This is a genomic window from Methanococcus voltae PS, assembly GCF_024807035.1.
Classification (GTDB): domain Archaea; phylum AGJL01; class Methanococci; order Methanococcales; family Methanococcaceae; genus Methanococcus; species Methanococcus voltae.
Map to the genome: position 1 here is coordinate 1 of NZ_JANUCQ010000001.1, position 25,646 is coordinate 25,646.

General features: G+C 29.1%; 23 protein-coding genes. 12 read left to right on the top strand and 11 right to left on the bottom strand.

Annotation, left to right across the window (positions count from 1 at the left end; all coding sequences use genetic code 11):
- Positions 1 to 199: 199 nt before the first annotated feature.
- Together hisF and M2325_RS00010 are read right to left on the bottom strand one after the other, a co-directional pair.
- The gene (hisF, locus tag M2325_RS00005; RefSeq protein WP_209631686.1) at positions 200 to 1,063 is read right to left on the bottom strand and encodes an imidazole glycerol phosphate synthase subunit HisF; all 864 of its coding nucleotides are present in this window, start codon (positions 1,061 to 1,063) and stop codon (positions 200 to 202) included.
- Positions 1,064 to 1,187: 124 nt separating this feature from the next.
- The gene (locus M2325_RS00010; protein ID WP_209589998.1) at positions 1,188 to 1,958 is read right to left on the bottom strand and encodes a MinD/ParA family ATP-binding protein; all 771 of its coding nucleotides are present in this window, start codon (positions 1,956 to 1,958) and stop codon (positions 1,188 to 1,190) included.
- Between the two features lie 461 nt (positions 1,959 to 2,419).
- Here M2325_RS00010 and M2325_RS00015 point away from each other — a divergent pair, with 461 nt between their 5' ends.
- Both M2325_RS00015 and M2325_RS00020 read left to right on the top strand, forming a co-directional pair.
- Entirely contained in the window at positions 2,420 to 2,842 is a 423-nt protein-coding gene (locus M2325_RS00015) for a translation initiation factor IF-2 subunit beta (RefSeq protein WP_209589999.1), read from the top strand.
- A 232-nt stretch (positions 2,843 to 3,074) separates the two neighbouring features.
- The gene (locus M2325_RS00020) at positions 3,075 to 4,205 is read left to right on the top strand and encodes a 60S ribosomal export protein NMD3 (RefSeq protein WP_209590000.1); all 1,131 of its coding nucleotides are present in this window, start codon (positions 3,075 to 3,077) and stop codon (positions 4,203 to 4,205) included.
- Positions 4,206 to 4,308: 103 nt separating this feature from the next.
- Here M2325_RS00020 and M2325_RS00025 read toward each other — a convergent pair whose 3' ends face one another.
- The 3 genes from M2325_RS00025 to purE form a co-directional block, all read right to left on the bottom strand.
- Positions 4,309 to 5,232 carry a homoserine kinase gene (locus tag M2325_RS00025; RefSeq protein ID WP_209631685.1) on the bottom strand — a complete coding sequence of 308 codons (924 nt, stop codon included), beginning with the start codon at positions 5,230 to 5,232 and terminating at the stop codon, positions 4,309 to 4,311.
- Positions 5,233 to 5,425: 193 nt separating this feature from the next.
- Positions 5,426 to 7,348, bottom strand: coding sequence for a PINc/VapC family ATPase (locus M2325_RS00030; protein ID WP_374759648.1), 1,923 nt, complete (start codon positions 7,346 to 7,348; stop codon positions 5,426 to 5,428).
- 241 nt (positions 7,349 to 7,589) lie between these two features.
- Positions 7,590 to 8,060 (bottom strand): 5-(carboxyamino)imidazole ribonucleotide mutase, encoded by a 471-nt coding sequence (purE, locus tag M2325_RS00035; RefSeq protein WP_209590003.1) that lies wholly within the window; start codon positions 8,058 to 8,060, stop codon positions 7,590 to 7,592.
- A 216-nt stretch (positions 8,061 to 8,276) separates the two neighbouring features.
- Between purE and M2325_RS00040 the strand changes: the two genes are divergently transcribed.
- Positions 8,277 to 8,681 carry a nucleoside-diphosphate kinase gene (locus M2325_RS00040; protein ID WP_259050473.1) on the top strand — a complete coding sequence of 135 codons (405 nt, stop codon included), beginning with the start codon at positions 8,277 to 8,279 and terminating at the stop codon, positions 8,679 to 8,681.
- Positions 8,682 to 8,794: 113 nt separating this feature from the next.
- Here M2325_RS00040 and M2325_RS00045 read toward each other — a convergent pair whose 3' ends face one another.
- Positions 8,795 to 10,012 carry a proteasome-activating nucleotidase gene (locus tag M2325_RS00045; protein ID WP_209590005.1) on the bottom strand — a complete coding sequence of 406 codons (1,218 nt, stop codon included), beginning with the start codon at positions 10,010 to 10,012 and terminating at the stop codon, positions 8,795 to 8,797.
- 372 nt (positions 10,013 to 10,384) lie between these two features.
- Between M2325_RS00045 and M2325_RS00050 the strand changes: the two genes are divergently transcribed.
- Entirely contained in the window at positions 10,385 to 10,876 is a 492-nt protein-coding gene (locus tag M2325_RS00050; RefSeq protein WP_209590006.1) for a multiprotein bridging factor aMBF1, read from the top strand.
- A gap of 112 nt (positions 10,877 to 10,988) precedes the next feature.
- Here M2325_RS00050 and M2325_RS00055 read toward each other — a convergent pair whose 3' ends face one another.
- Complete coding sequence (locus M2325_RS00055; RefSeq protein WP_209590007.1) at positions 10,989 to 11,264, bottom strand: hypothetical protein; 276 nt, start codon at positions 11,262 to 11,264, stop codon at positions 10,989 to 10,991.
- A gap of 4 nt (positions 11,265 to 11,268) precedes the next feature.
- Positions 11,269 to 12,594, bottom strand: coding sequence for a molybdopterin molybdotransferase MoeA (locus tag M2325_RS00060; protein ID WP_209590008.1), 1,326 nt, complete (start codon positions 12,592 to 12,594; stop codon positions 11,269 to 11,271).
- Between the two features lie 166 nt (positions 12,595 to 12,760).
- On the opposite strand from M2325_RS00060, the gene mtnA reads away from it, so the two are divergent.
- Positions 12,761 to 13,732: an S-methyl-5-thioribose-1-phosphate isomerase gene (mtnA, locus tag M2325_RS00065; RefSeq protein WP_209631710.1), complete on the top strand. Its 972-nt coding sequence runs from the start codon at positions 12,761 to 12,763 to the stop codon at positions 13,730 to 13,732.
- A gap of 98 nt (positions 13,733 to 13,830) precedes the next feature.
- Here the strand turns inward: mtnA and hisI are convergent, their stop codons facing one another.
- Positions 13,831 to 14,214: a phosphoribosyl-AMP cyclohydrolase gene (gene hisI, locus M2325_RS00070; RefSeq protein WP_209590009.1), complete on the bottom strand. Its 384-nt coding sequence runs from the start codon at positions 14,212 to 14,214 to the stop codon at positions 13,831 to 13,833.
- Positions 14,215 to 14,395: 181 nt separating this feature from the next.
- On the opposite strand from hisI, the gene infB reads away from it, so the two are divergent.
- The 3 genes from infB to M2325_RS00085 all read left to right on the top strand — a co-directional run bounded on the left by infB (position 14,396) and on the right by M2325_RS00085 (position 19,085).
- Positions 14,396 to 16,192 (top strand): translation initiation factor IF-2, encoded by a 1,797-nt coding sequence (gene infB, locus M2325_RS00075; RefSeq protein ID WP_209590010.1) that lies wholly within the window; start codon positions 14,396 to 14,398, stop codon positions 16,190 to 16,192.
- A 430-nt stretch (positions 16,193 to 16,622) separates the two neighbouring features.
- Entirely contained in the window at positions 16,623 to 18,092 is a 1,470-nt protein-coding gene (locus M2325_RS00080; RefSeq protein ID WP_209590011.1) for a DHH family phosphoesterase, read from the top strand.
- 213 nt (positions 18,093 to 18,305) lie between these two features.
- The gene (locus tag M2325_RS00085) at positions 18,306 to 19,085 is read left to right on the top strand and encodes a CBS domain-containing ParB/RepB/Spo0J family partition protein (protein ID WP_209631683.1); all 780 of its coding nucleotides are present in this window, start codon (positions 18,306 to 18,308) and stop codon (positions 19,083 to 19,085) included.
- A gap of 11 nt (positions 19,086 to 19,096) precedes the next feature.
- Here the strand turns inward: M2325_RS00085 and M2325_RS00090 are convergent, their stop codons facing one another.
- The gene (locus M2325_RS00090) at positions 19,097 to 19,765 is read right to left on the bottom strand and encodes a histidinol phosphate phosphatase domain-containing protein (RefSeq protein WP_259050474.1); all 669 of its coding nucleotides are present in this window, start codon (positions 19,763 to 19,765) and stop codon (positions 19,097 to 19,099) included.
- Positions 19,766 to 19,907: 142 nt separating this feature from the next.
- Here M2325_RS00090 and M2325_RS00095 point away from each other — a divergent pair, with 142 nt between their 5' ends.
- The 4 genes from M2325_RS00095 to hmdC all read left to right on the top strand — a co-directional run bounded on the left by M2325_RS00095 (position 19,908) and on the right by hmdC (position 24,626).
- Positions 19,908 to 20,579 carry a cyclase family protein gene (locus M2325_RS00095; protein WP_209590014.1) on the top strand — a complete coding sequence of 224 codons (672 nt, stop codon included), beginning with the start codon at positions 19,908 to 19,910 and terminating at the stop codon, positions 20,577 to 20,579.
- A 108-nt stretch (positions 20,580 to 20,687) separates the two neighbouring features.
- On the top strand, positions 20,688 to 21,719 hold the full coding sequence (hmd, locus tag M2325_RS00100; RefSeq protein WP_259050475.1) for a 5,10-methenyltetrahydromethanopterin hydrogenase: 1,032 nt from the start codon (positions 20,688 to 20,690) through the stop codon (positions 21,717 to 21,719).
- 73 nt (positions 21,720 to 21,792) lie between these two features.
- Positions 21,793 to 22,935, top strand: a complete 1,143-nt coding sequence (gene hmdB, locus M2325_RS00105) for a 5,10-methenyltetrahydromethanopterin hydrogenase cofactor biosynthesis protein HmdB (protein ID WP_259050477.1) — start codon at positions 21,793 to 21,795, stop codon at positions 22,933 to 22,935.
- A 155-nt stretch (positions 22,936 to 23,090) separates the two neighbouring features.
- Positions 23,091 to 24,626, top strand: coding sequence for a 5,10-methenyltetrahydromethanopterin hydrogenase cofactor biosynthesis protein HmdC (hmdC, locus tag M2325_RS00110; RefSeq protein WP_259050479.1), 1,536 nt, complete (start codon positions 23,091 to 23,093; stop codon positions 24,624 to 24,626).
- 116 nt (positions 24,627 to 24,742) lie between these two features.
- Here hmdC and M2325_RS00115 read toward each other — a convergent pair whose 3' ends face one another.
- Positions 24,743 to 25,594, bottom strand: coding sequence for a fumarate hydratase (locus M2325_RS00115; RefSeq protein WP_259050784.1), 852 nt, complete (start codon positions 25,592 to 25,594; stop codon positions 24,743 to 24,745).
- Positions 25,595 to 25,646 lie beyond the last annotated feature (52 nt).

Genomic DNA, 25,646 nt, shown 5'->3' on the forward strand with positions numbered 1-25,646 from the left:
GGGGTGTAAGTGTCAAGGTTTTCCGAGGCATTAAGCCCGCTAATACTAATAGTTCAAGTGATAAAAGATATTCTGGACACTTAAAGATATGAGAGCTTATCTCAATAATGTTAAAAAATTTTATTTTTTTATAGGCAAATATATTTATTAATTTAAATATACGAATATTATTTTAAAAAAAATAAAATTAGATTATATATTATAATCTAACTGGTATTTCTTCTTCAAACATCTCTTTTTTAATTTCTTGAACTGTATATTCTCCATAATGTAATATACTAGCCATAAGAGCAGCATCTGCTAAACCCTGTTTAAAAACATTTTTAACATGCGCTATGTTACCACAACCACCACTTGCAATTACTGGTATTTTGATTGATTTGGAAATTATTGAAGTTAAAGGAATGTCATAGCCTTCTTTTGTTCCATCTGCATCCATACTGGTTAGTAGTATTTCCCCTGCGCCTAGTTCTTCAACTTTTTTGGCCCAAGTAATTGCGTCGATGTTTGTAGCTTCCCTACCCCCATATATATAAATTTGGAACCAAAATTTACCTTTCGAATCTTCATATATATTTTTGTAGGTTAAGCCCTTAATTTCGTTGTAATTATTTGAATCTTCGTTTTCAATGTCATTTTTAATTTCGTCTGCTTTAATATATGTTTTTTTAACATCCATGGCCACCACAACACACTGTGAGCCATAAATAGCGGATGCATCAGATATTAATTGAGGGGTTTTAACTGCAGATGTATTTATGGATATTTTATCAGCACCTGCTCTTAATATCTTTTTAAAGTCGTCCACTGTTTTTATACCGCCCCCTACAGTTAAAGGTATGAAAACTTTTTCAGCAGTTTTTTTTACAACTTCAATTATTATGTCTCTTTTTTCAAAAGATGCAGTAATGTCTAAAAAGACTAATTCGTCAGCACCCTGTTCATCATATATTTTTGATAATTCAACAGGGTCTCCAGCATCTCTTAATCCTAAAAAATTAGTTCCTTTAACAACTCTACCTTCTTTAATATCCAAACAAGGTATTATTCTTTTGGTAAGCATTTTATTTCACCATATATTTAGAATTATATTATAAATAATTTTTAATAATTTTTTAATAATTTAACTATTTACAGATATATATTTCATCTGATTAATTTCAATATATTTACTATGGAATTTTCACTTATTTTTTAACATTACTTTTATTGTCTTTTAAATCTTTAGCTACTTTTAAAGCTCTAGTCGATGCTAAATCTTTTTTAATATATATTTCTGCTAAATCTTCAGCTAAATTTGATAATTCTTTACTGAATTTGTTTCTAGACAATACTATAGGTTCTCCTTTTATCCACTGGTCTTCCACAGTAATTTCATAAGGTAAAACTGCAATGATATCTTCCAAGATTCCTTCAAACTCTACTATATTTCTATTTTTGTTTAAAACTACCCCTATACAATCTATATCTATTGCGTAAAGTAATTCTTTTGTTTTGATGGTATTTATAACTCCAGGAATACTATCTTCACCGATAACTATCATTTTATTTACTATTTTTTCATCAAGATTCAAGGAAGAAAATAATAAACTACCTTCAACAATGTTCGGAGGTAAGTCGATGATTATTATATCGTACTTATTATTTAATTCATAGATTAAATCTACCATTCTACGCTGATTTAAATCTGTATTGAATGAATTAGGACTAGTATCTGATATTATAACGTCCAAATCATCATAATTATGTATAATATCTGTAATATCTAAATTTCCCGATAAGTAAGAATTTAGAGTATATGGCGTATCTTCAAATCCAAAAAGCAAAGAGCTAGTTCCTGCATAAATATCACAGTCTATATAGAGTGTTTTTGCTTTACTGCTCAAATAGTATGCAATATTGCCGGAAATGGTTGTTTTTCCGGTTCCGCCCTGAATATTGTAAAATCCAATTCTCATAAAATCCCCTAATTTTTTTATTTAGTTTTAATTTTTAATTTTCTTTAAATTTTTAATTTTAGTTTTAAATGTAAATATATTAATATATATGTCATTAGTCATATATCAAATACCGTAATTTGATAATTTTAAATATTTTATAATAATTTAACATAATTAATAGTATTATATTTTTTAATTAAATAAGTTATGCAATACTATAATGCACCACGGATTTTTTATGTGCACAATCAATTATATAAATAAGTAATTACTATTATCTATAAAAAAATTAAAATTAATAGTTAGTAATGTAGTAACATTATAGATATGCCTAAGTTTAAGTAAAAAATTTTAACGCTAATTTAATCCATATTTTTAATTTATAAATATGATTATATACTAATCAATTATATTACTCAAATTATATTATTAATATTATTAATTTTTAATTATTTTTCAAAAAGGATAACTTTCCTAAAATGGTGATTTATTTGGACTACAATTACGAAAAATTATTGGACAGGGCAAGAAGTAAGTTGCCAGAAGACGTTTTTAAAGATATAAGGTTTGAAATACCTAAGGCAGATAGCTTTGTAGAAGGTAATAGAACAATTATTAAAAACTTCAAAGAATTGGCTAAATTTATTGAAAGAGATGCACACGAATTCTCCAAATACGTAATGAAAGAATTAGGTACTGCGGGAGATTTAGAAGGTAGTAGATTAATATTACAAGGTAAATTTGGTTACAGATTAGTAAATGAAAAAATACAAAACTTTGTAAATGAATACGTACTGTGCCCAGAATGTGGAAAACCAGATACTAAGATAATTAAAGAAGGAAGAATTCATTTCTTAAAATGTACTGCTTGCGGTGCTATGAAGCCTGTTAAAACATTATAAAATTAATTAGTATTATCTAAATAATACTTTTTTAAATTCTTCATATGTCATATTTTATTAAAATAATGCTGATTTTAAATTTATTTTTAATTTTGGTTCTTACTTTGATTATTTTTGTATGTAATTCTGCTTAATATTAATTTATACTTAAAAATTCTTTTATTCATAGATATATGATTTAGTTTTAATTCTTGAGAATATAATTTACTAAATATATTTAATAGGTGGAATAATGTCAAATAATGATAAAATTACTATAGATAGTGGCTCTAATAACGCAAAAGGTTCATTTTGCTATCGTTGTGGTCATGAAGGGGAATTATTAGATGGATTATGTAATTTGTGCTATAGTCAGCTAAACCCTTTGTTTAATATTGACGATAGAATAACTATCGAAGTTTGCCATATGTGTGGTTCGTATAAAAGAAAACTATGGTGTGACCCGAAAAGTGAAGATACTTACGAAATAATGGACGAAATTGCATATTTTGCAGTTAAAGATAATTTAAAAAAATCAAATAAATCTATCGATGTGCAAATAATTCCAAAAGAGGCTAAGCAATTACCTGGAGGCAAACACTCGAGGGTTGAAATACCAGTCACGATAATCGCAGAGGGTAGATTGATTGGTGAAAAACGAGATAGGACTGAAGAAAAGGAAGTTATAGTTTATTTAACCATGGTACAATGTCCAAGATGTTCAAGATGTATGTCTAATTATTATGAAGGAACACTACAAGTTAGAGCAATGGGTCGTTTTTTATCTGAAGAAGAAAGGGTTGAATTGGATGATTTTGTACGGGAAGAAGTAGTAAGAAGACTTAAAAAAGATAGGATGTCATTTATATCTAAATTTATAATTCAAAAAGAAGGTTTAGATTACCAGATGGGTTCTATGGGAGCTATAAGAAATATCGCTTCTGCAATAAAAACAAAATATGGCGGTAAATCTCTAGAGACTGCCAAATTAGTGGGCGTAGATAAAGATACTGGTAAAGATCAATACCGGATAACCGTATCAATAAGGATACCCCAATACGCAATAGGCGATGTTATCGCATATAACGAAGCAATATGTGTGGTAACTGCCATATCTGAAGATAAAACACATCTAAAAGTATTGGATAATTCTGAAAAAATAAGTTTAAACTGGAATGAAATTGAAAAGAATACTTATTTAGTATGCAAGTCTTCAGAATGCCAAACTGCCACTATAATTTCAGTTTCTGACGACACAATAATGGCAATGGATGATAATACGTACGAAGTTTATGAATATAACAACGACGTAAAAACAGAAGAAGGTTCTAAAGTTAAAATCTTCAAAAATGAAGAATTAAATAGGATAATAGATTTAAGCTAAAAAAATAAATTAATTATTGTATATTATATCTTTAAATTTTTATTTTTCTTTATTCTTTATTTCTTATTTTTTATTTTTTATTTCATTATATTACTATTTTTAGTTATTTTTTAATTTCATAAGCCCCTTTACCAACGCTAGTTTCGTAAATTGGGCAATCCCAAATTTCTTTAAATATTTTTGCGATTTCGGAGCTACATTCTTTATTTTTAGGTATTGCAATTATCGCAGGTCCTGAGCCACTAATGGTAATCCCATGTGCAAAATCTTTAACTTTAACTTTTGCTTCATCATATCCTTGTATTAATGTAGCTCTACAGGGTTCTACAACTTGATCTCCCATCATATATTTTCCCAAATTTTCAAAATCTTTATTATATATTGAATGAATCATACCTGTAGCTTTACCCACATTGTTAACCATTTTTGAGAGGGGAATTTCTTGAGGTAATATTTTCCTAGCTTCTTTGGTGCTAACCTGGATATTTGGGAGTGCGACAACAACATCCATATCTAAAGGAATGTTTAATACTTCTAATGGTTCATAACTAGTTGTTAGTGTAAAATTACCCATTATACCTGGTGCAACATTATCTGCATGTGGAGCTCCTGCAGCAACTGCTTCACCCAATGATGCATATTTTATCAATTTTAAATCGTCTAAATTTAACTCAAACAACTTATTAACTGCTACAGCGACACCTGAACAAGATGCAGAACTGCTACCTAATCCACTACCTGGTTTTATTCCTTTTTGAATTTTAATATGTATACATTCTTGAATATTGAAGTCTTCCATCATTTTTAAAGCAACAACACCAGCGGTGTTTTGTGTAGGGTCTAAGGGAATTTCTTCAGCTTTTTCACCTGAAACACTTATTTTCACCTTTTCACAACATTTACAGGATGATTCTATTATTTCTACAGTTACTAAGTCATATGGCTCTTTAAGTGCAAGACCAAATATATCATAACCTGGACCCAAGTTTGCAGAGGTTGCAGGGGAATAAATTGTAATTTCTTTCATTAAAACACCTTAATTATTTTTAAATAAACTTAATATTATTATTTTTATTATTTTTATTATTTTTATTAGGTCATATTTCTTATTCATTTGTTAGTATGTAATAGCGTTTAAATTAATATATATAACTGTTTAAAAAAGTTCAATTCTTTTGAATTATATAAAAATAGAAAATAATTTTGAAAGATATATTCATTTAAAAATCAATATATATATCTTTACCTTTTTTCATTGCTTTTTGAAGTTCTTTTCCAACGTTTGTTTTTTTATTAATATTTACATTACCACTTGAATTTACCGTAGCCGTGCAAATATAATCCCCATCAACGTATACTTTAATATTTGAACCAATGTAATCTTCGCCTGCTTCTATTACAATATGTTTACCGGTTTCAACTAATTTGGTCATTTCATAATCATTTACGTATTCATATGTTGGATAGTCTGCAAGAGGCTCGTTGTTCATAACTTTTTCTCTTACATTTATTTTTAAACCTAACGTATCTTCAAGTTTTGAAATTTCTTTTCCCCCTTTCCCAATAATTGCAGGAATGTATTTTTCAGAAACTTTTATTTCAATAGTGTCTTTATTGACTATCGAAACTTCAGGGTAGCATTTTTTAGGCAGTAATTTTTTTAAAACGTCTTTTAGTTTATCTTCTGCATACTTGAAAACCGGTGTCTCAGTTCGTTGCTGTTTTATTGGCATTACTACAACTTGTTCCCCATATGTATATATCTCATATTCTGGCATTTTAGTTTCAAAGTCTACGACCTCTATAATAGGTCTTGCAAGGTCTGATTCTTTCATACCATACGGTACTTTTACATTAAACTCAACTTCGTATACTTTTCCAACTTTTCCGTCTTCAATAAATATCACAGTATCTACAATTTGAGGTATTATACCTAATTCGACTCTTCCAATTAACCTTTGGATAGAATCTATAGGTTTTGAGGCATGCACTACCCCAACCATACCAACACCGGCCATCCTCATATCTGCGAATATTTCAAAATCTTTTGTCTTTCTTACTTCATCATATATTGTATAATCGGGTCTTACTAATAATAATATATCGCAGGTATTTTCCATTTTATTTTCTAATGGTGCATACTGTGTTATTTCATTGCCAACTTGCAAATCTCTTGGACTTTCCATGGTTTTAACAATTTTATTTAGCGATTGGTAACTTTCTGCAAGCGCGGAAACAAATGTTGATTTACCGCTTCCTGGTGCACCAGAAACAAAAATACCTTCAGCTTTTTTCAATTTTTCGTTCAACTGTTCTGGTAAATTATAACTTTCAAGGGTGGCTTTTGCAATAGGTCTAACAGCAGTAACTTCCAAAGCTTCTGAGAATGGAGGTCTTGATATAGAAATTCTTAGATTTCCAAGCTGTAATACAGTAGCCCCTCTTTTTTGTATTTCTGTTAAACCGTTATTTTGTTCACTATATCGTAAAATATTATCGATTATATATTCCATTTTACCCTTGGATAGTATTTCGGTATTGAATGGTCTTAATACAACACTACCGGGTTTTCCTATTTTAACAAATGGCGTACATCCTTCTTTTAAGTGGACTGAAGAAGTATTTTCATCAAAATAATCTTTTAATAATAAATCTACCTTTTCCGTAGCAACTTTCAAGTAGTAAGACTTTATGTCTTGGGCAACTGCAATATTGTACTGAATCCAATCACTTGTTAGTAATATTGAATCTTTTTCTTTTGCCACATGTCTAATTAAGGCATCTATTTCACCACTTTTGGCAAGTGAAACCATTTCTAAATTTGGTCTTTCGCCATAGTATGTCAGAATTAAATTACTATCACTATCTTTAACTATTTCGGACAGTTTTTTTAATTCTTCAATGCCCATATATCCAATTTCTCTACCTTTGTTCGCTTGAGCCTCTAACTCCGCAACAACGGCTTCTGGAACTATTATTTCACAATTTTTCAATTTCTTATTTTTGATAAGTTCCGTTATCCTGCCGTCAATAACGACACAGGTATCTAAGGTTATCTTTTCGTCGATTAATTCCTCAAACGTCGGCAACCCTTCATATTTTTTATTTTTTAAGTCAGTGTTTAAATCCAAAAATATCACCATTATGAGCATATAACTTATAAATTACAATAAAGAATACATAATAAATTATACTTTAAAGAATAGTTTATTTATTTTTATAAATGAGACTCTGTAAATTATAATTTTATTAGAATTGATTACTCTACTAATAATATAAATTCAAATATAAATATTTATTAGAATTTTAAAATAAAAATAGTTATGGGATAAATAAATAAGATTAGCGTATTTAATAAATATATCAAAATATAATAATAATCAGTTACAATAATTTTTGAATCTCTGAATTATCGTCATATACTTTGTTTTTTTGAGTTTCTCTATATTCTGCTAATTTTTCAGCAATTTTTTCATTTGAAATTGATAACATCTGTAATGCCAATATTGCAGCATTTTCTCCTCTATCGATACCTACACAAGCTACAGGTATTCCCGGAGGCATTTGAACAGCGCTTAATAATGCATCTAATCCATCGAGTTTACTTTCCACGGGAACTGCAATAACTGGTTTTGTTGTCATTGAAGCCACCACACCTGGCAAATGAGCAGCAAGTCCTGCAATAGCTATAAATACAGAGGATTCTGAGCTTTTTACAATTTTTTCAACTAAAGCAGGTGTTCTATGTGCAGAAGCTACGTTTACGGTATACTTTACATCGAATTCCTTTAAAATTTTGGTTGCTTTTTCAGCAATTTTAATGTCGCTTTTACTTCCCATTATAATTGTAATCATAATTCACCATTTTAACATCTATAATGTACTATATTTGATATATTATTCTATAATACTCTTTAGTCTATTTGATATATAAAACTGTATTGAAATTTGAAATCATAATTTTAAAATTACTATTTATTATTATTTATGTTTTAATTTCAATAAAAACATTAATATTTGGGGGAAATTATAATTTATGTATTTATAAATCATATTTTCGAGGGATATAAAATGATAGAAAGAACTTTTGTGGCTATAAAACCTGATGCAGTAAAAAGAAAATTGTCTGGAAAAATAATTCAAAGATTTGAAGATAAAGGATTTGAAATTGTTGAATTAAGAATGTTATTATTGGATGATGAGTTATTAGAGCAATATTATGGAGAGCATAAAGGTAAGGACTTCTATAATGACTTAATATCTTTTATGAAATCAGGTCGTATCATAGCAATGGTTGTTGAAGGTAACGACGCGGTAAAAAATGTGAGAACTATGGTGGGAGCTACAAAGCCTTGGGAAGCAAGTATGGGTACTATACGGGGAGATTATGGATTAAGCACGCCTCATAATGTTATACACGCATCAGATAGTTTAGAAAGTGCAAAAAGAGAAATTAATTTATTTTTTAAAGATTAAAAAAATAAAGATTAAAAGTCTGACTAAGATTATATGAAAATTATTTAAGTCATATAATCTATTTAATTACTTAATTATTTGATTAATTTATTATATACTTTATTTTTATTATTTTACCCATACATTAAAGATACTTGTGGTCTTATTTCTTCTTTTGGAGTGGTTTTGCTTTTAATTTTGTCGATAGCTTCTTCAAAATCTTTTAATTTAATATATTCTCTATCTTCTCTAATCGCAAACATACCTGCTTCGGTACAAACTGCTTTCAAATCTGCACCAACCATTCCTTCAGTTAATTTGGCAACATCTTTTAATTCTATATTCTTTAAATTCATTTTTGAGGTATGTATCTTTAATATTTCAATTCTACCTTCTTCATCAGGATTTGCTATTTCAATAATCCTGTCAAATCTACCAGGTCTTAATATGGCAGAATCTAAGATATCAGGTCTGTTTGTAGCTGCAATTATTTTTACATCGCCTCTAGAGTCAAAACCATCCATTTCGGCCAACAATTGCATTAAAGTTCTTTGAACTTCTCTATCTCCACCAGTTAGTGATTCAGTTCTTTTACTGGCAACAGCATCAATCTCGTCAATAAAGATGATACATGGCGATTTCTCTTTTGCTAATTTAAAAACATCTCTAACTAACTTGGCACCTTCTCCGATAAACTTTTTAACTAATTCGGAGCCTACCACTCTAATAAATGAGGCATTAGTTTCATAAGCAACAGCTTTTGCAAGGAGCGTTTTACCAGTTCCTGGTGGACCGTACAATAAAATACCTTTTGGTGGTACTATCCCTATTTTTTCAAACAATTCAGGCTTTTTCAATGGTAATTCTACTACTTCTTTTATTTCTCTAATCTGATTACTTAACCCACCAATTTCTTCAAATGTTATATTAGGTTTTTCTTCTATTTCCATAGCCATAGCCCTATAGTCTTTTTCTTTGGATAAGACTTCGACTACTGCAAGGGTTTGTTGATTTAAACAAACTCTTTCGCCAGGTACTATTTCTTCAGGATCTACAAACTGGGAAATGTTTACTAGGAAGTTAGGGCCGGTAGAACTTTTAACAACTACTTTTCGAGAGCTTATTTTATCGATTACGGTACCCATTATAAGAGGGGGAATTCTTAATTTATCTAATTCTCTTTTTAAGATTTCGTTTTCTTTTTTAAGCTGACTATTTTCTCTAGATATGTCTTTATTCTTTAATTCGGCTCTTAATATTTTATTTTCTAAGTCCATGATGTAATTTCTTTCCTTGTATTCATCAAGGTCTAAGTCATTTATTTCGCTTGAATAATCTTCAGGATAGTTCATGTTATTCCTCCTCGATTTTTAAAGAGGTATCCTTATTTTAATATTTTATAAAAATACTTAAATTTTCAATACACTTTAAATTATATTCTTAATAATTATTTAATTAATATTTACTTATTAAATATATAATTTAATATATTTTTAATATACTACTTATATATTTTTAATATTATTTTGAGTTATTGTATTTATATATTTAATTGAATTATTATAATTGTACTATAAATTATAAAATTAGATATATAATTAAATAAGTACTTAAACTATATATAATTAATAGATTTTTGATTCTATAATATAATATAGAATAGTATATATCTTAGAACATATTTTAGTATAATTCAATATAATTAGTATATAAAAGGTGATAATATGGAATGTGAACTTTGCGGTAAAATTACTTCAGAACTTTATAAGTCAAAAATAGAGGGGGTTGAAATGTTGTTATGTAAAGAGTGTGCTAAGTTTGGCAAATCTCCAAAAACTTATTCAAGATACTCTTTAAACAATGCAGTACCTGTCTCTTCAGATAGGCCTAAAAAGGCTAAAAAACCTATGGGGCATAAGAAAGATATGTTTGATGACTTAAAAGTTGTCGTAGAAGATTATGGTGACGTAATTCGTAAAGCAAGAGAGAGAAGGAACATAACTATCAAGGAATTAGCTTTAAAAATTGGTATGAAAGAATCTACCCTTCATAAATTAGAACGTGGGGAGTTAGAACCTGAAGAAAAATACGTTAAAAAACTCGAAAATAGTTTAGGAATAAACCTTTATGAAGATTCTGAAGGTTATGAAGATACAAAAGTTAAAAAAGAGTCATTTACATTGGGTGACTTTGTAAAAATTAAAAGAAGAAAATAAATTGATTTTTTATTTTTTATTTTTTATTTTTCCAATATTTATATTTTTTAGATTTAGTTTAATATTCTTTTAGAATACGTTTGTTATAAAAAATTAGACTGATTTTTAGTTATTATCTACTATATCTATCTTTTTTTATGAATAGTTTAGTATATGCACCTAAATAGTATCCCATATATGATATTAATATAATTTCTATAATTAAACCAATATCTACACCCTGTAGGTTAATATATAAATTATTAAAGTTATTTAGCGCAACATAAGCAATATAGTAGATAATACCGTTAATTAAGATAACTAAGGGTATTTTTTTAAACGACATTACATTTGAATTATAACCCATAAATAAAGAAATCAATATATTGATTGCTATCAATGGTAACATATTTTCACTTTTTGAATAGGTGAGCGGTTACAATATCTCCTTTTTCATAACCTTCAATATTTTCATCAATTATAACATAACCATCTGCCGAAGATAATGACGAAATTACCCCACTACCTGATATTCTTAAAGGTTCAGCAAATAGCTTTGAATTAGTATTTTTTGAATTTGAATCATATGTAAGCTTTATTCTCATAATGTCTGTTCTACCAAGGGAAGAAGCAAAATTACGAGTTAATGGAATTTTCAATGTCTTCAATGGTTTGAAATACTGGTTAAACAATAATTCAAACTGCACGGCTGCAGCTACGGGATATCCCGATAATATATAAATAAATTTTGATTGATTTCCTAATTCGATTTTAGAGAAACCGACTGGTCGTCCAGGTCTTATTTTAATACCGTGGTACAGTATTTCTCCTAATTTGCTAATTTCTTCAAAAGTATAGTCTCTATCGCCTACAGAAGTACCTCCTGTAGTCATAAGTATATCATTTTCTGAAAGTATTTTTAAAATACATTTTTCAATTTCTTTGGGGTTATCTTCAACATGGTCGTAAGCTTTGGCATCAAATCCACAATTTTTTAATAAACTTTTTAACATAACAGAGTTGGAATTTATGATGGAGCCAGTTTTGGATATATAGTCCATATTTATTTTTTTGAGTTCATCATTTTTATTATTTACTTCTTTGCCATAATTTTCAAGGCTAATTAATTCATCTCCCGTAGATAATATTCCTATTTTTAAATAAGTACAATTTACTTTTTTTATTCCAACTGACGCCAATAGTGCAATATGATAGGGAGTGATAATTTCGCCTTTTTTAATTATTATATCTCCTTTTTTAAGGTCTTCCCCTATTTTAGAAACATTTTCAAAAGGATGAACTCCTAAATAAACTTCGATATAATCATCATATTCTTTAACATATTCCTTCATAACAACAGCGTTTGAGCCTTCGGGAATTTTGGTACCTGTAGATACCTTAGTGGCAAAACCATTTATTAATTCAAAATTTTCATCTCCTACGGTATTTTTGCTTTCAAATTTTGAATTTTCTTCTTCATCGAATTCTATTTTTTCTAAAATTATTGGATTATTATCACTTGCTCCAAAAACATCTTCTGCAATTACAGAATATCCATCCATAGCTGATTTATTAAATGATGGTAAATCTACAGGCGATACTATATCTTCATGACATATTTTGTTTAAACAATCATTTAAATTAAATTCTTTATATTTATCTCTTATAAATTCATCTAACTCTTGAAAAGTTATTTTTTTAGCATCTTCATAAGATATCAATTCTTTTACAAATTTCAAAAAATCACCAAACTAGTATCATAAATCATCAGTATTATTCGTAGTTAATATTATGGTTATTTTCGATTATATTATTTTTTATACTATCATAATAATATACATTTTAAAGACCTATTTAAAATAGCAACTTATGACTATTAAAACAACTGGAGCACTGATGGATACTATGAACGATATTAGGCCTATAATTTGGAATGAAGAGAATAAAGAACTTATACTGATTGACCAGAGGAAATTACCTGCTAAATTAGAATATTTTACCTGTAAAACTTATAAAGATGTAGCTTTAGCAATAAAAGACATGGTTGTTAGAGGTGCTCCAGCTATAGGGGTTTCTGCAGCTTATGGAATGGCTTTGGCAGAGTTGGAAAATTCTTCAACTGATTTCATAAAAAAAGCATACGATGAATTAAAATTAACGCGACCAACAGCCGTAAATTTATTCTGGGCTTTAGATAAATGTATGGATTCTCATAAAAATGGTATTAGTTTGTTGGACGAAGCAAAAAGAATACACGAAGAAGACGTTGAATTGTGTAAAAAGATAGGGAAACTTGGTCAAACGTTATTTGAGGACGGGGATGTTATATTGACACATTGTAATGCCGGGGCTCTTGCTACGTCTGCATACGGCACTGCATTAAGTGTAATTAGATTTGCAAGATATGCGGGAAAAAATATATCCGTAATATCTGATGAGACAAGACCAAGATTACAAGGAGCTAAGTTAACTTGTTTTGAGCTAAATTATGAAAACATCCCTGTAACCGCCATATCCGATAATACTGCAGGTTTTTTAATGAAACAAGGAAAAGTGGACAAAATAATTGTTGGAGCCGATAGAATATTGGCTGATTACCATGTATTTAATAAAATAGGTACCTATTCGTTGGCAATTTTAGCGAAATATCATAACATACCATTTTATGTAGCAGCACCATATTCTACATTTGATTTTGAAAATAGTGTGGGAAATATAGAAATAGAGCAACGTTCTGACGAAGAAGTTACTCATATAGATGGTGTTAGGATAGTAGCTGAAGGTGTGCCTGTGATTAATTATGCTTTCGATTGTACGCCACCTGAATTAATAACTGCAATTATAACAGAGGATAAGATAATTTATCCTAACAAATAATTTATTTTTAATTATTTTATTTTATTTTTATTATATTTTTATTATATTTTTATTATTTTATTTTTAATTTGCCTAATTTTTATTCTTTTGGGGTTTCATTAATCAAATTTAGTTCCAAAAGATTTGTAACTACCATCTTTTTGTATTTTATTATGGAAGCAAGACATATAACCCTCATGGCATGCCCATCCGGTCTGCTCTACTTCAAATAATAATGCATCGCCATCACAATCTCTATATATGTTTAGCACTTTTTGAATATTTCCACTTTCTTCTCCTTTTTTCCAAAGTTTTTGACGACTGGTGGAGTAATAGTGCATATATCCAGTTTCTAAAGTTTTTTTAAGGGATTCTTCATTCATAAAGGCAGTCATTAATACTAAATTTTCCGTACTTTTGACAATTGCCAATATTAACTTATTATTGTCTATATTTCTAAATTTTAAGTTCATATTTTTTAATATATTGTCATAATTTTCCATATTATCACGTTATTCAACATTTTAATTTTATTTTAATAAAGTATTTTAAAATTTTTGGTAAATATTTGTATCTTATTTTAGCATATTTTATATAATATATCATACTAATATAAATGATAATTTAATATATTTCATATTATATAATCTCTTTTAAGACTCTCAAATTTGTAATGGTGATATTATGGCATTAAGATGCCCTATTGTAAGTGTATTGGGTCACGTAGACCATGGAAAAACTTCTTTATTGGATAAAATTAGAACTACTAGAGTTACAACTCGTGAAGCAGGCGGTATAACACAACATATCGGTGCAAGTGAAATACCTATTGGGACGATAAAAAAAGTTTCAAAGGATTTATTGAATATATTTAAGGCTGATTTATCGATACCTGGTATATTGGTAATTGATACTCCAGGTCACGAAGCTTTTACCTCCTTAAGAAAAAGAGGCGGAGCTTTAGCTGACATTGCTATATTGGTTGTAGATATCAATGAAGGATTTAAACCTCAAACCATTGAGGCTATTAATATATTAAAGCAATGCAAAACACCATTTGTAGTTGCAGCGAACAAATTAGATAAGATTTCAGGATGGAATTCGGTTGAAGGACCTTTTATAACCAATTTCAACGAACAAAAGCAACACCCAAATGCTTTAACAGACTTTGAAATAAAACTTTATGAAAATGTAATTGCCCCGTTAAATGAATTAGGTTTTGAAGCAGACGTATTTTCAAGAGTTAAGGATACGACCACAACAATTAACATCTTACCTGTGTCTGCAATGACTGGGGAAGGAATACCTGATTTATTGATAATTATTGCAGGTCTTGCTCAAAAATTCTTGGAGCAAAAATTGGGTTTAAATGTAGATGGTTATGCTAAAGGAACCGTTTTAGAAATAAAAGAGGAAAAAGGTTTAGGAAAAACAATTGACGCTATAATATATGACGGAATTGCAAAAGCTGGTGATTACGTAGTTATTGGAAATCCTGATGGTATTATAACTTCAAAAGTGAAAGCACTATTAAAGCCTAAGGCTTTAGACGAAATGATGGATCCTCGGGATAAATTTAAACCTTCAAAACAAATTGTAGCGGCTACCGGGGTTAAAATATCCGCTCCAGATTTAGATAATGTAATTGCAGGTAGTCCTTTGAGAATAGTTCCTAAATCACAAATAGAGGTAGCCAAAGAGGAAATTGTTCAAGAAATAGAGGATTTTGAAATTAAATTAGATGAAGAAGGTATCATCATAAAAGCTGACACAATGGGTTCATTGGAGGCTTTAGCTACTGAATTAAGGAAAAAAGATGTTAAAATAAAAAAGGCCGAAGTTGGGGACGTTAATAAAAAAGATGTTATTGAAGCGGCATCTTATGCAATATCAAATCCTTACAACGGAGCTATAATAGCTTTTAACGCTAAAGTATTGAATGACGCAAAATTAGAACTAGAAAAGAACGACGTAAAATTGTTCGAAGATAAAATTATTTATAAATTGGTCGAAGATTATGAAGATTGGATTAAAGAATTGGAAGAATCTTTAAAATCTGATGAATTAAATAAATTGACAAAGCCTGCAATATTAAAAATTTTACCAAACTGTATATTTAGGCAGAAAGCACCTGCAGTTTGTGGTGTTGAAGTATTATATGGTACTTTGAAAGTTGGTAGTAACATAATGTTGGAAGATGGTAAAAGAGTAGGTTATGTTAAAGAACTTAGAAACAATCAACAAGAAACAATAAAAGAAGCAAAAGTTGGTATGCAAGTTCCTGTTTCAATTGATGGCTCTTTAATATTGGGTAGACACGCTAAAGAAGAAGATATATTGTATGTGGAAGTTCCAGAACCTGAAGTTAGAAAATTTTACCATGAATACAAGTCTGAATTAAGGGGCGACGAACTAGAGGCACTAAATCGATATACTGAATTAAAACAAAAAGTCGAAAATAATGTATTTTGGGGTATGTAATTACGTCAAAAAGTGTATTATTTATTTACAAAATACGCTTATTTTTTAGATTTTTTATTTATTATCGCTAATAATATATACCTAAAAATACCTATAGATATAATAGTAAACTACTATTATCTATTAAAACATTTATTATATTTGGACTAATTTTTTTAAACTATGATTTTAAAAAAGTAAGGTATTTTAAAAAATAATAATTTTGGTATATATGATGTTCGATAATATACGAATAATTATTAATATAATATATGATTGAGTATTAGTAATTAATATGTTTTAAAAATTTATTATCTATTATTTATTATCTATTATTTATTATCTATTATTTAATTTGAAATTAGATTTTATCTTGATGTATGAAATATATGTTTTATAAATTTAATAATATTATAACACATACTTTCGCCCAATCCAATGGAGGCATAATATGATATTAGCAATAGGTTATGGTGCATTTGGTCGTAAGGTAGTAAATTGTGCTAAAAAATTGGACAAACTTACTATAATAGACGTTAACGAAGACGTTTTTGAATCGTTGGGTAATGGAACATTTAACCACATTGTAGGTGATGCGGGGCAATTAGAAGTTTTAAACCGTGCTAAAATCACTGAAGCTGATACAATATTAATCATGACGAATAATAACGATTTGAATCGTAAAATAGCAGAATTGGTGCAGTCTATAAATGATAAGGCATATGTAATTGTTAGAGGTATTGTAAAATATCCCGAACTTTACGAAGGATTAAATGTTGATAAGGTAATTTACCCCTTAGAAAGCGCAGCTAAAGATGTAGTTCATGAGATACAAAAATCAAAGTTAAGAAGGAAGTTGTTGGACTTAAGAAAAGTTGTAGAGGACGCAAAAGTCAAATATAATAATTTATGTAGTGACGAAAATAACTTAGAAGACTGCTGTTTTGATGCACACTTTTTAATAATGCTACATAATAATCCCGACCCTGATGCAATGGCAAGTGCAATGGCTTTAAAAACAATTTTAGATAGGTGGGGGGCATCTTCTAAAATTGCATATGCCGGAAAAATTGGTTATGATGAAAATAAAGCAATGGTTAACCTATTGGGGATTAAGTTAAAGAATATATTGGAAGTAGACACGGATAAATACTGTGGTATTGCAGTAGTAGATTCCTCAAGCTATACTTCGCTTTATTCTGAAATTGACCGTTCAAAAGAAATAAATATTTTAATTGACCACCATAAAGATGGCGATATTGTTGCAGATTATTCCGATATACAGTCAGAAGCTGGCGCTACCGCAACAATTATAACCACATACTTAATTCAGCTAGGTATTGAACCAGATAGACATCTAGCTACTGCTTTATATTACGCAATAGTTTCAGATACAAATAACTTCAAAAGAAATGCTTCAAAAATGGATTTCGAAATTGCAAGTTATTTGCAAGGTTTAATGGATACAAAAGTATTGGAAATGATTGAAAATCCTGAAATAGAAACTGAAACCATGGACGTTTTAGCTAAAGCTATTTCCAATAGAAAAATAATTAAGGGAAATATTGCATTATCTTACGTTGGGAATATTAAAAATAGGGACGCATTACCAAGAGCAGCGGATTTCTTACTCAAGATGGAAGGCATATACACCACATATATTTTTGGTATTGCAGATGATAATATTCATATAAGTGCAAGGACTAAAGATTTAAGAGTTGATTTGGGAACTTTAATGAACGAGGCGTTCATGGGTGGTGGTCATCAGGCTTCAGCAGCCGCATGTATCCCTTTAGGCATATTTGAATCGGTTTCTGATAAAGTTTCCTTAAGACAATTGGTTGAAGAAGCAATCCAAAATAAAATATTATCCACTATGGGTATCTACGAGGATGAATCTTCAAACAGTGGTTCTGAGTAACAATAAATCTACGATTTAATAAATACGCTCTTAAATTTTATTTTTTATATTATTATTATTATTATTTTTCCATATTATATTTTATTTTTAGTCCGACATTATTTTTAAATTAACTTATATACTCTAGCATAAAAATACTCTCTAAACCATTAATTTAAAATACTATTTTAAAGTATATTATTTTAAAAATAGACTAATGAGTAGGGATGCTATATGAGTGTTAAAGAGTATATGACTAAAAAAGTGAATACATTACCGTTAAATGCAACAGTATGTGATGCAATAAAGCTCGTAGAAGATACTACTCATGATACATTTCCAATTGTTGAATCTGGAAAAATTATCGGGATAGTTTCAGTACATGATTTAATAGGGAAGGAAAAAGATGAAAAAATAAAGAATATCATGACCGATATTAGAGAAATGGTTGTAACTTATCCTGACGCGGATGTATTAAACATTGGTAGGGTTATGTTCAGAACAGGATTTTCTAAATTACCTGTTGTGGATAAAAAGAATAATTTGTTGGGTATACTAACCAATACAGATGTTTTAAGGTCTCAAATTGAAAAGACTACCCCTAAGAAATTAGAGAAAATTGTCAAAACTTATAGAACTTTAGGATATGATTTAGAAGTATACAAGGATATTGTCCCTGTCGAAGAACTTAAACCTACTCAAAATAAAGTTTATGAAGATGAATTATATGGTCGTATTTATGAACTAGAGCGGGGTTTAGCAGAGCCTCTAATTGTTATAAAAACAAATCTTACTAAATACATTATAGTAGATGGTCATCATAGGGCGGTTGCAGCAAATAAATTAAAGGTTGATACATTAGATGCTTATGTGCTAAATATAAAAACCGCTAAGAAGTTAGGTATAGAAAAAACGGCAGAAAAGCAAGGTTTAAACTCTTTATGTGATATACAAGTTTTAGACCCTTCAAATGATATAAATAATGATATATGTAGTCTAAAAATATATGAATAAATTAAATTTTTTTATTTTATATTATTTTTTATCTTATCTAGTAAGTTTAAAGGATTATTGATTAATGATTTTTTAACTTCATCCTGGGTCATGCCGCAACCAAAGCCTACTTTTTCAGCAAATTCAAAAGATATTAAATCACTCGGGGCGTGAGAATCTGTATTGATTACCGTAGGTATATTATATTTTCTAGCAACGTTTAAAACATGCCCATTTGACAAAGAATGACCTTTTCTTGATGTTATTTCAAGATAAATATCGTTTTCCTTTAAATTTTTCCCCGTCTCGTCATCTATTAATCCACCATGCGCTAATATATCAACATCTTCCGATAGCGATGAATAATAATTTGTTTTTTCTTCAACAGGCTCCACTAACGTTTCGCCATGTACTAAAACTAATTCAACACCTTCATCTTTACATTTTTTTGCGATTTTAGGTATTGATTTTGGAGGGATATGTGTCAATTCTATACCTGCAATTACTTCAATATCCCAGTATTTTTTTAACTCTTTTTTAGTTTCAAGACCCATTTGTATTAATTCTTTATAATTTGAAATGTCACCGTGGTCTGTTAATGCAATAGTCTTATGTTTTAAAGCTATGGCTCTTCTTACAAGTTCTGAAGGTAGTAATTCTCCATCACTATATATAGTGTGAGTGTGAAATTCATGTCGCATATATATCACATTATAAATTTACTTTTATTATTTTTTATTTTTATTATATTTATTTTTTTATTATTACACAAATAATCTTTATTTTAATATATTTTATATCTTATAATATATAATATCCATTATCGATATTTTAGGTGATATTATGAATTTAAAAAATAATTTTGGTAATCCCGTATCTTTGAGTCATAATTTAATAAATTTTGTTTTTCCCGGCGACCCAGAATATAAAATCTCTAAAATAGATGTAGATAATTTCAAAATCTCTAAAATAGAGTTTAACTCCCATATTGGTACACATATTGATTTCCCCGGACATTTAAATCATAAAAATGTAAACGATACTGATTTTTCAAAATTTCCAAAATCTTATTTAAAATTAATGGATAATAAGATTATTTATGAAAATGCACTATGTATATTTTATAATTCAAAAAATACAGAATATTTTGAAAATGAGGATAAATTCAATGAATTAAAAGATATTATTAATAAAAATAATGTTAAAATATTGATTTTGAATACAAATACATATAAATTATGGGGTAATCCCGAATATTTTAATCATGATTTAAAATTAGATAAATATTTAGAAAGAATTTTAGAATTGAATATTGATATAATAGCTACAGATTGCGCTTCTATTGGAAATTACAATGTTCATAAGAAATTATTGGATAAAATGTTGATAATAGAAAATTTAACTAATTTGGAGTTTTTCTATAATCAAATTTTTGTTTTTTTGGGTATGCCATTAGATATCAATATTCCTGATGGGTCCCCTATTAATATTATTGGATTTATTAATAAGTACTAACTACCCAAGTACTCTATTAGAAATTCTAATACTAATGTATATATATCTTAATACCCAACAATAAAATATTGTATATTATATATTAGAGAAACCTTTAGAGGTGTACTTATGAAAGTAGCAATATTAGGTGCAGGATGTTACAGAACACACGCAGCAGCTGGAATTACAAACTTTTCAAGAGCTTCAGAAGTAGCTAAACAAGTAGGAATCCCAGAAATTGCAATGACACACTCAACAATTTTAATGGGTGCAGAATTATTACATTTAGTTAACGAAATTGATGAAATAGTAATTGCAGACCCTTGCTTTGCAGAAGGAAATGAAATGGTAGTTTTAGACAACTTTGACTACGCAAAAGTTATGGAAGCTCATTTGGCAGGAAAAGCTGAAGAAGTTATGCCAGAAATCAGAGACGCAGTTAAAGCTAAGGCAAAAGAATTACCAAAACCACCTAAAGCTTGTATACACTTTGTAAACCCTGAAAAAGTGGGTTTAAAAGTTACTGCAGACGATAAAGACGCAGTTAAAGACGCAGATATTGTTATTACATGGTTACCAAAAGGAGGCAGCCAACCTGCAATTATTGAAAAATTCGTAGCAAACATTAAAGAAGGAGCAATTGTTACACACGCATGTACAATCCCAACCCCTAAATTTGCTAAAATCTTTAAAGACTTAGGTAGAGACGATTTAAACATTATCTCATACCACCCTGGAGCAGTTCCAGAAATGAAAGGACAAGTATTCATTTCAGAAGGATTCGCAACAGAAGAAGCAGTTGAAAACTTCTTTGAAATTGCAAACACTGCAAGAGGTGTAGCTTTCAAAATGCCAGCTAATTTAATCAGCCCTGTATGTGACATGGGTTCAGCAGTTACTGCACCAGTTTACGCAGGTATTTTAGCTTACAGAGATGCAGTTACCCAAATTTTAGGTGCTCCTGCAGACTTTGCACAAATGATGGCAGATGAAGCTATTACTCAAATATTGGAATTAATGAGAAATGAAGGAATCAAAGGCATGGAAGATAAATTAGACCCTAAAGCTTTAACAGGTACTGCAGACAGTATGTGTTTCGGTCCTTTAGCTGATATCTTACCAGCTTCCTTAAAAGTTCTCGAAAAACACGGAAAACAATAAATTAAATTTAATTTCTCTTTTTTTATTGTTTATTTTGTTTATTGTTTATTTTTAATTTACACGAGGTGTGCATATGTCACTTGGTGAAATAAGACATAATTTTCAGCAATTAAAGACAAATGTCTATAATTTAATTTCTGAGAATTTTAATGATATTAACATTACGGATGAAACAAGTTTGAATAATTATATTATTAAAAATAATTGCAACACTGAAGAATATGAAAAATTACTTCAGAAAAATAAGTTAAACAATAGTATAATTACAAAAGAACAAGCTTTAGAACTTTTTAATATATCAAAAATATCTGATTATTTGGAATTATTTTCAATTTCTTCACAATTAAGGGACTTGTTTTTTAATTCTATCGAAATAACCTCTACTATACATATTACAAACATATGTAGTGTTACCCCAAAATGCAAATATTGTGGCTATGCTACGGGGACTTCAACAGAGGGTTATGTAAAACCTTTTAAGACTTCTGATGACATGATACAGAAATCCGCCAAAGCAATAGAATCTTCAGGAATTAAGCGAGTAAGCTGTTCTTCAGGTCATGGATATGATGGTTCAGAAGTTTTAAGAGCTTTACAAAATGTTAAAAAAGTTTCTAACTTAAAAGTTTTAGTTAATGCAGGTGCTGATTTAACCGATAACTGTATAAAACATTTAAAAAATAATAATGTAGATACAATATGTTGTAATCTAGAAAGTATCAATGAAGAAGTGTTTAATTCTGTGAAACCCGGTGAAAACTTACAAAATAGGATAAAAGTATGTAAAAATATATTAAAACACGATGTTGAACTTTCTTCAGGACTTTTAATCGGACTTGGCGAATCTTACGAAGATAGGGTTAAACATTTAGATTTTTTAAAAAAAATGGATGTAAAAGAGATTCCAATAATGGGTTTCAATCCTTATAAAAACACACCTATGGAGCATCATCCAAAATGTTCTGCTTTAGAGCAGGCAAAAACCATCGCAATAACAAGATTGATGTTTCCAAATATTAGAATAACTTCGCCTACGCCAACTATCGGGGCAGAATTGATGCAATACGCGTTAATGGCTGGAGCAAGTAATGTGGCTACTGTAATTCCAGAAAATCACCCAATGAATATTGTAGGCGTGGGAAGTCCAAAAACCGGTAATTTAAATAATGTAGTTAAAATGATTGAAGAAATTGGCTTAATTCCAGATATTTGTTAAGTTTTTGGTTATTAATCTTAGTTATTAATATCGGTTATTAATTATCATTTATTAATTATTTAATTTATTTTTAAAATACCGTCTATTTTAATTATACTAAATTATACGATATATTATTAAATAAATTTACTTAAATTTGATAATGGGGTTATAAAATGCTGGAATTAATTAAAGAATCAGTAAATAATCCAATGGCTGCATTGGAATTGAAAGGAATTATTAATAAGAAATTAATTACTAGTAAATTAAAAGAATCTGATATTATTGAAATAGTAGATACATTAGGAAATTTTGAACTCGATGAATTATATAAATTGGGGAATAATTTTAGAAAATTTCCGATGGGTTGTGATTTAGTAGAATTGGGCGTAGGTCCTTGTTCTTCTACATTAGATTTACGAGAATTCTTAGAAAATTGTACTTTAACCGACCATATGGGATTCCCCATTCACTTGTGTGCTTATGCAATAGCAGATATTGCAGAAAAAGAGAATATGACTCCCTTTGAAGTAATGGACAAAATATATAATTTAGTCGATGTGCCTCTTGATTTAGACCATTTTGGGGAAAATGGACCTATGCGATTTCCAAAAGAGATAACACATTGTATGGGGGAATGTTATAACCAAGGTCCTCCATATAAAGGTTGTCCAAAAGACAGAATACATAAGCGTCTTTTAGATAAAGAGCAAAAATATGCTTACGAATTCGAAGATTGGATAAAAAAATCTTCCACAGTCTGTGTAAATGTGGTAAAAGAACAAGGTGGCGAAGAACATAGTGCATCTATTGACGAAATGGAAAAAGTAGTTAGTGCTTCAAAAAAATTTGGAAAAGGTATAGAGGGTATTTTCCACATTGGCGATGGCTATGATGACTTAATAACGGGATTAACAGCATGTAATGATTTGGATGTGGATGTTTTCGTGGTTGAAGGTGGTCCTTTTAATCGTTCAAATGATAGGTTAAAAGATTTTGCCAAATCAATAGTTGCTTCCCGTATATTGGTGAAAGGAGGCGTTGTAGCCACAAATGGAGCTTACGAAGATGAATGTAGAGTTGGTCTAAGAAGTGGATTAAATGTTATATTAACTGGTTTTGTGGGTAATCACCACGGTTATATGTGTGGCTATAAGCCAGGAACTGCAAAAAGAACTAATTTTGGACTTCCAAGAGTTTTAAGTATCGTAAAAGAAGAGTTGGCTAATTTAAATATATGTTTAGCAACTAAAAACCAATTGGAGGCAATATCCAAAGGTAACAAGTTTTTAACATATAATAATAAATCATATATTTACCCTGAGACTGTAGGTAACTACTTTATGGGGGATGCACACTTTACAACAGTTAAAGACAGTAATTTGGGTAGAAAACCTTATTTCGGTAAAAATTTAAATTCATTGGAAGAAGAGCTTGGAAATTATGATAAATTAGGTTTATTGGGTGCAAGATACATTTCATGGGGAATTGCTAACAATTTAAAGCCTGAAGAAGTTTATATTAGTGATGTGGACCCTTGGGTAGAAAAAGCAACTATAAAAATTTTAAATGATAATGGTATCAATGCTTACGCTTGCAATGGACGTGATAAGGAAGTTATTAAAAATGCGGATAAGTCTGTAATTACTACAATGATACCTGAAATAATGATAAGAATAATGAAAAAAACAAATGCAATTAATCTATTCTAAAAAACAAATTAAATAATAAACTAAAATAAGATAGATTAAATATAATTTATTAATAAATTATACAAATAACTACTATTTCTATTCTTTTTTCTATTTTTTTATTTGTAATATACGGATTATAAAATTTTAATTTTTGCAGTAGCTTTTCTATCTGCCCAACACTGAATACAAATTCCTACAGGTAAAGAAGCAGTGTGACAACCGTTAATTTCAATAAATACGTCTAAAGCAGTGGTATTTCCTCCGAGACCCATTGCACCTATTTTTAATGAATTTATCATTTCTAATAATTCTTCTTCCATTTTAGAAATTTTTTTATCTTTATTACGTTCCCCTAAATTTCTTAAAAGTGCTTTTTTTGCTAATTTCAATGATAAGTCCGCAGTTCCACCAATACCAACCCCTAAAACTATGGGTGGACAAGGTTTACCTCCTGAAGATACAACCGTGTCTAGTATAAATTTTTTTATCCCTTCTATCCCTTCTGCAGGAGTTAGCATCTTTAAAGCACTCATATTTTCGCTACCTGCTCCTTTCGGAAATACTGTAATTTCTATTTCATTTTCAAGTTTTTTATCAAATTCAAAGTTGACAAATGGGGAACCTAAACCCGTATTTGTCTTTAAATTCTCCCTAGTTAATGGATTAACTACATTAGGTCTTAAAGGTACGGAGGATGTAGCTTTTTCTACACCTAATTTTATGTTATCTATTATTTCCATGATTTTGGTTGAATCTATATTGTTACCTATTTTTAAAAATACGACTGGTACACCAGTATCTTGACATAGAGGTATTTTTTTATTTTCTGCAATCTCGTTATTTTTTATAATTGCCTTTAAAATATCTTTTGATATTTGTTTTTCTTCAATATTTTCGGCATCTTCAAGTGCTTTTTTAACGTCTTCCTTTAAATATATCGTAGATATATTAAATAATTCTTCAACAATGTCTGATACTTCCGAAATATTAGGTATGGATTTATTATAACAATTAGTTCCATTATATTTATTTTTAATA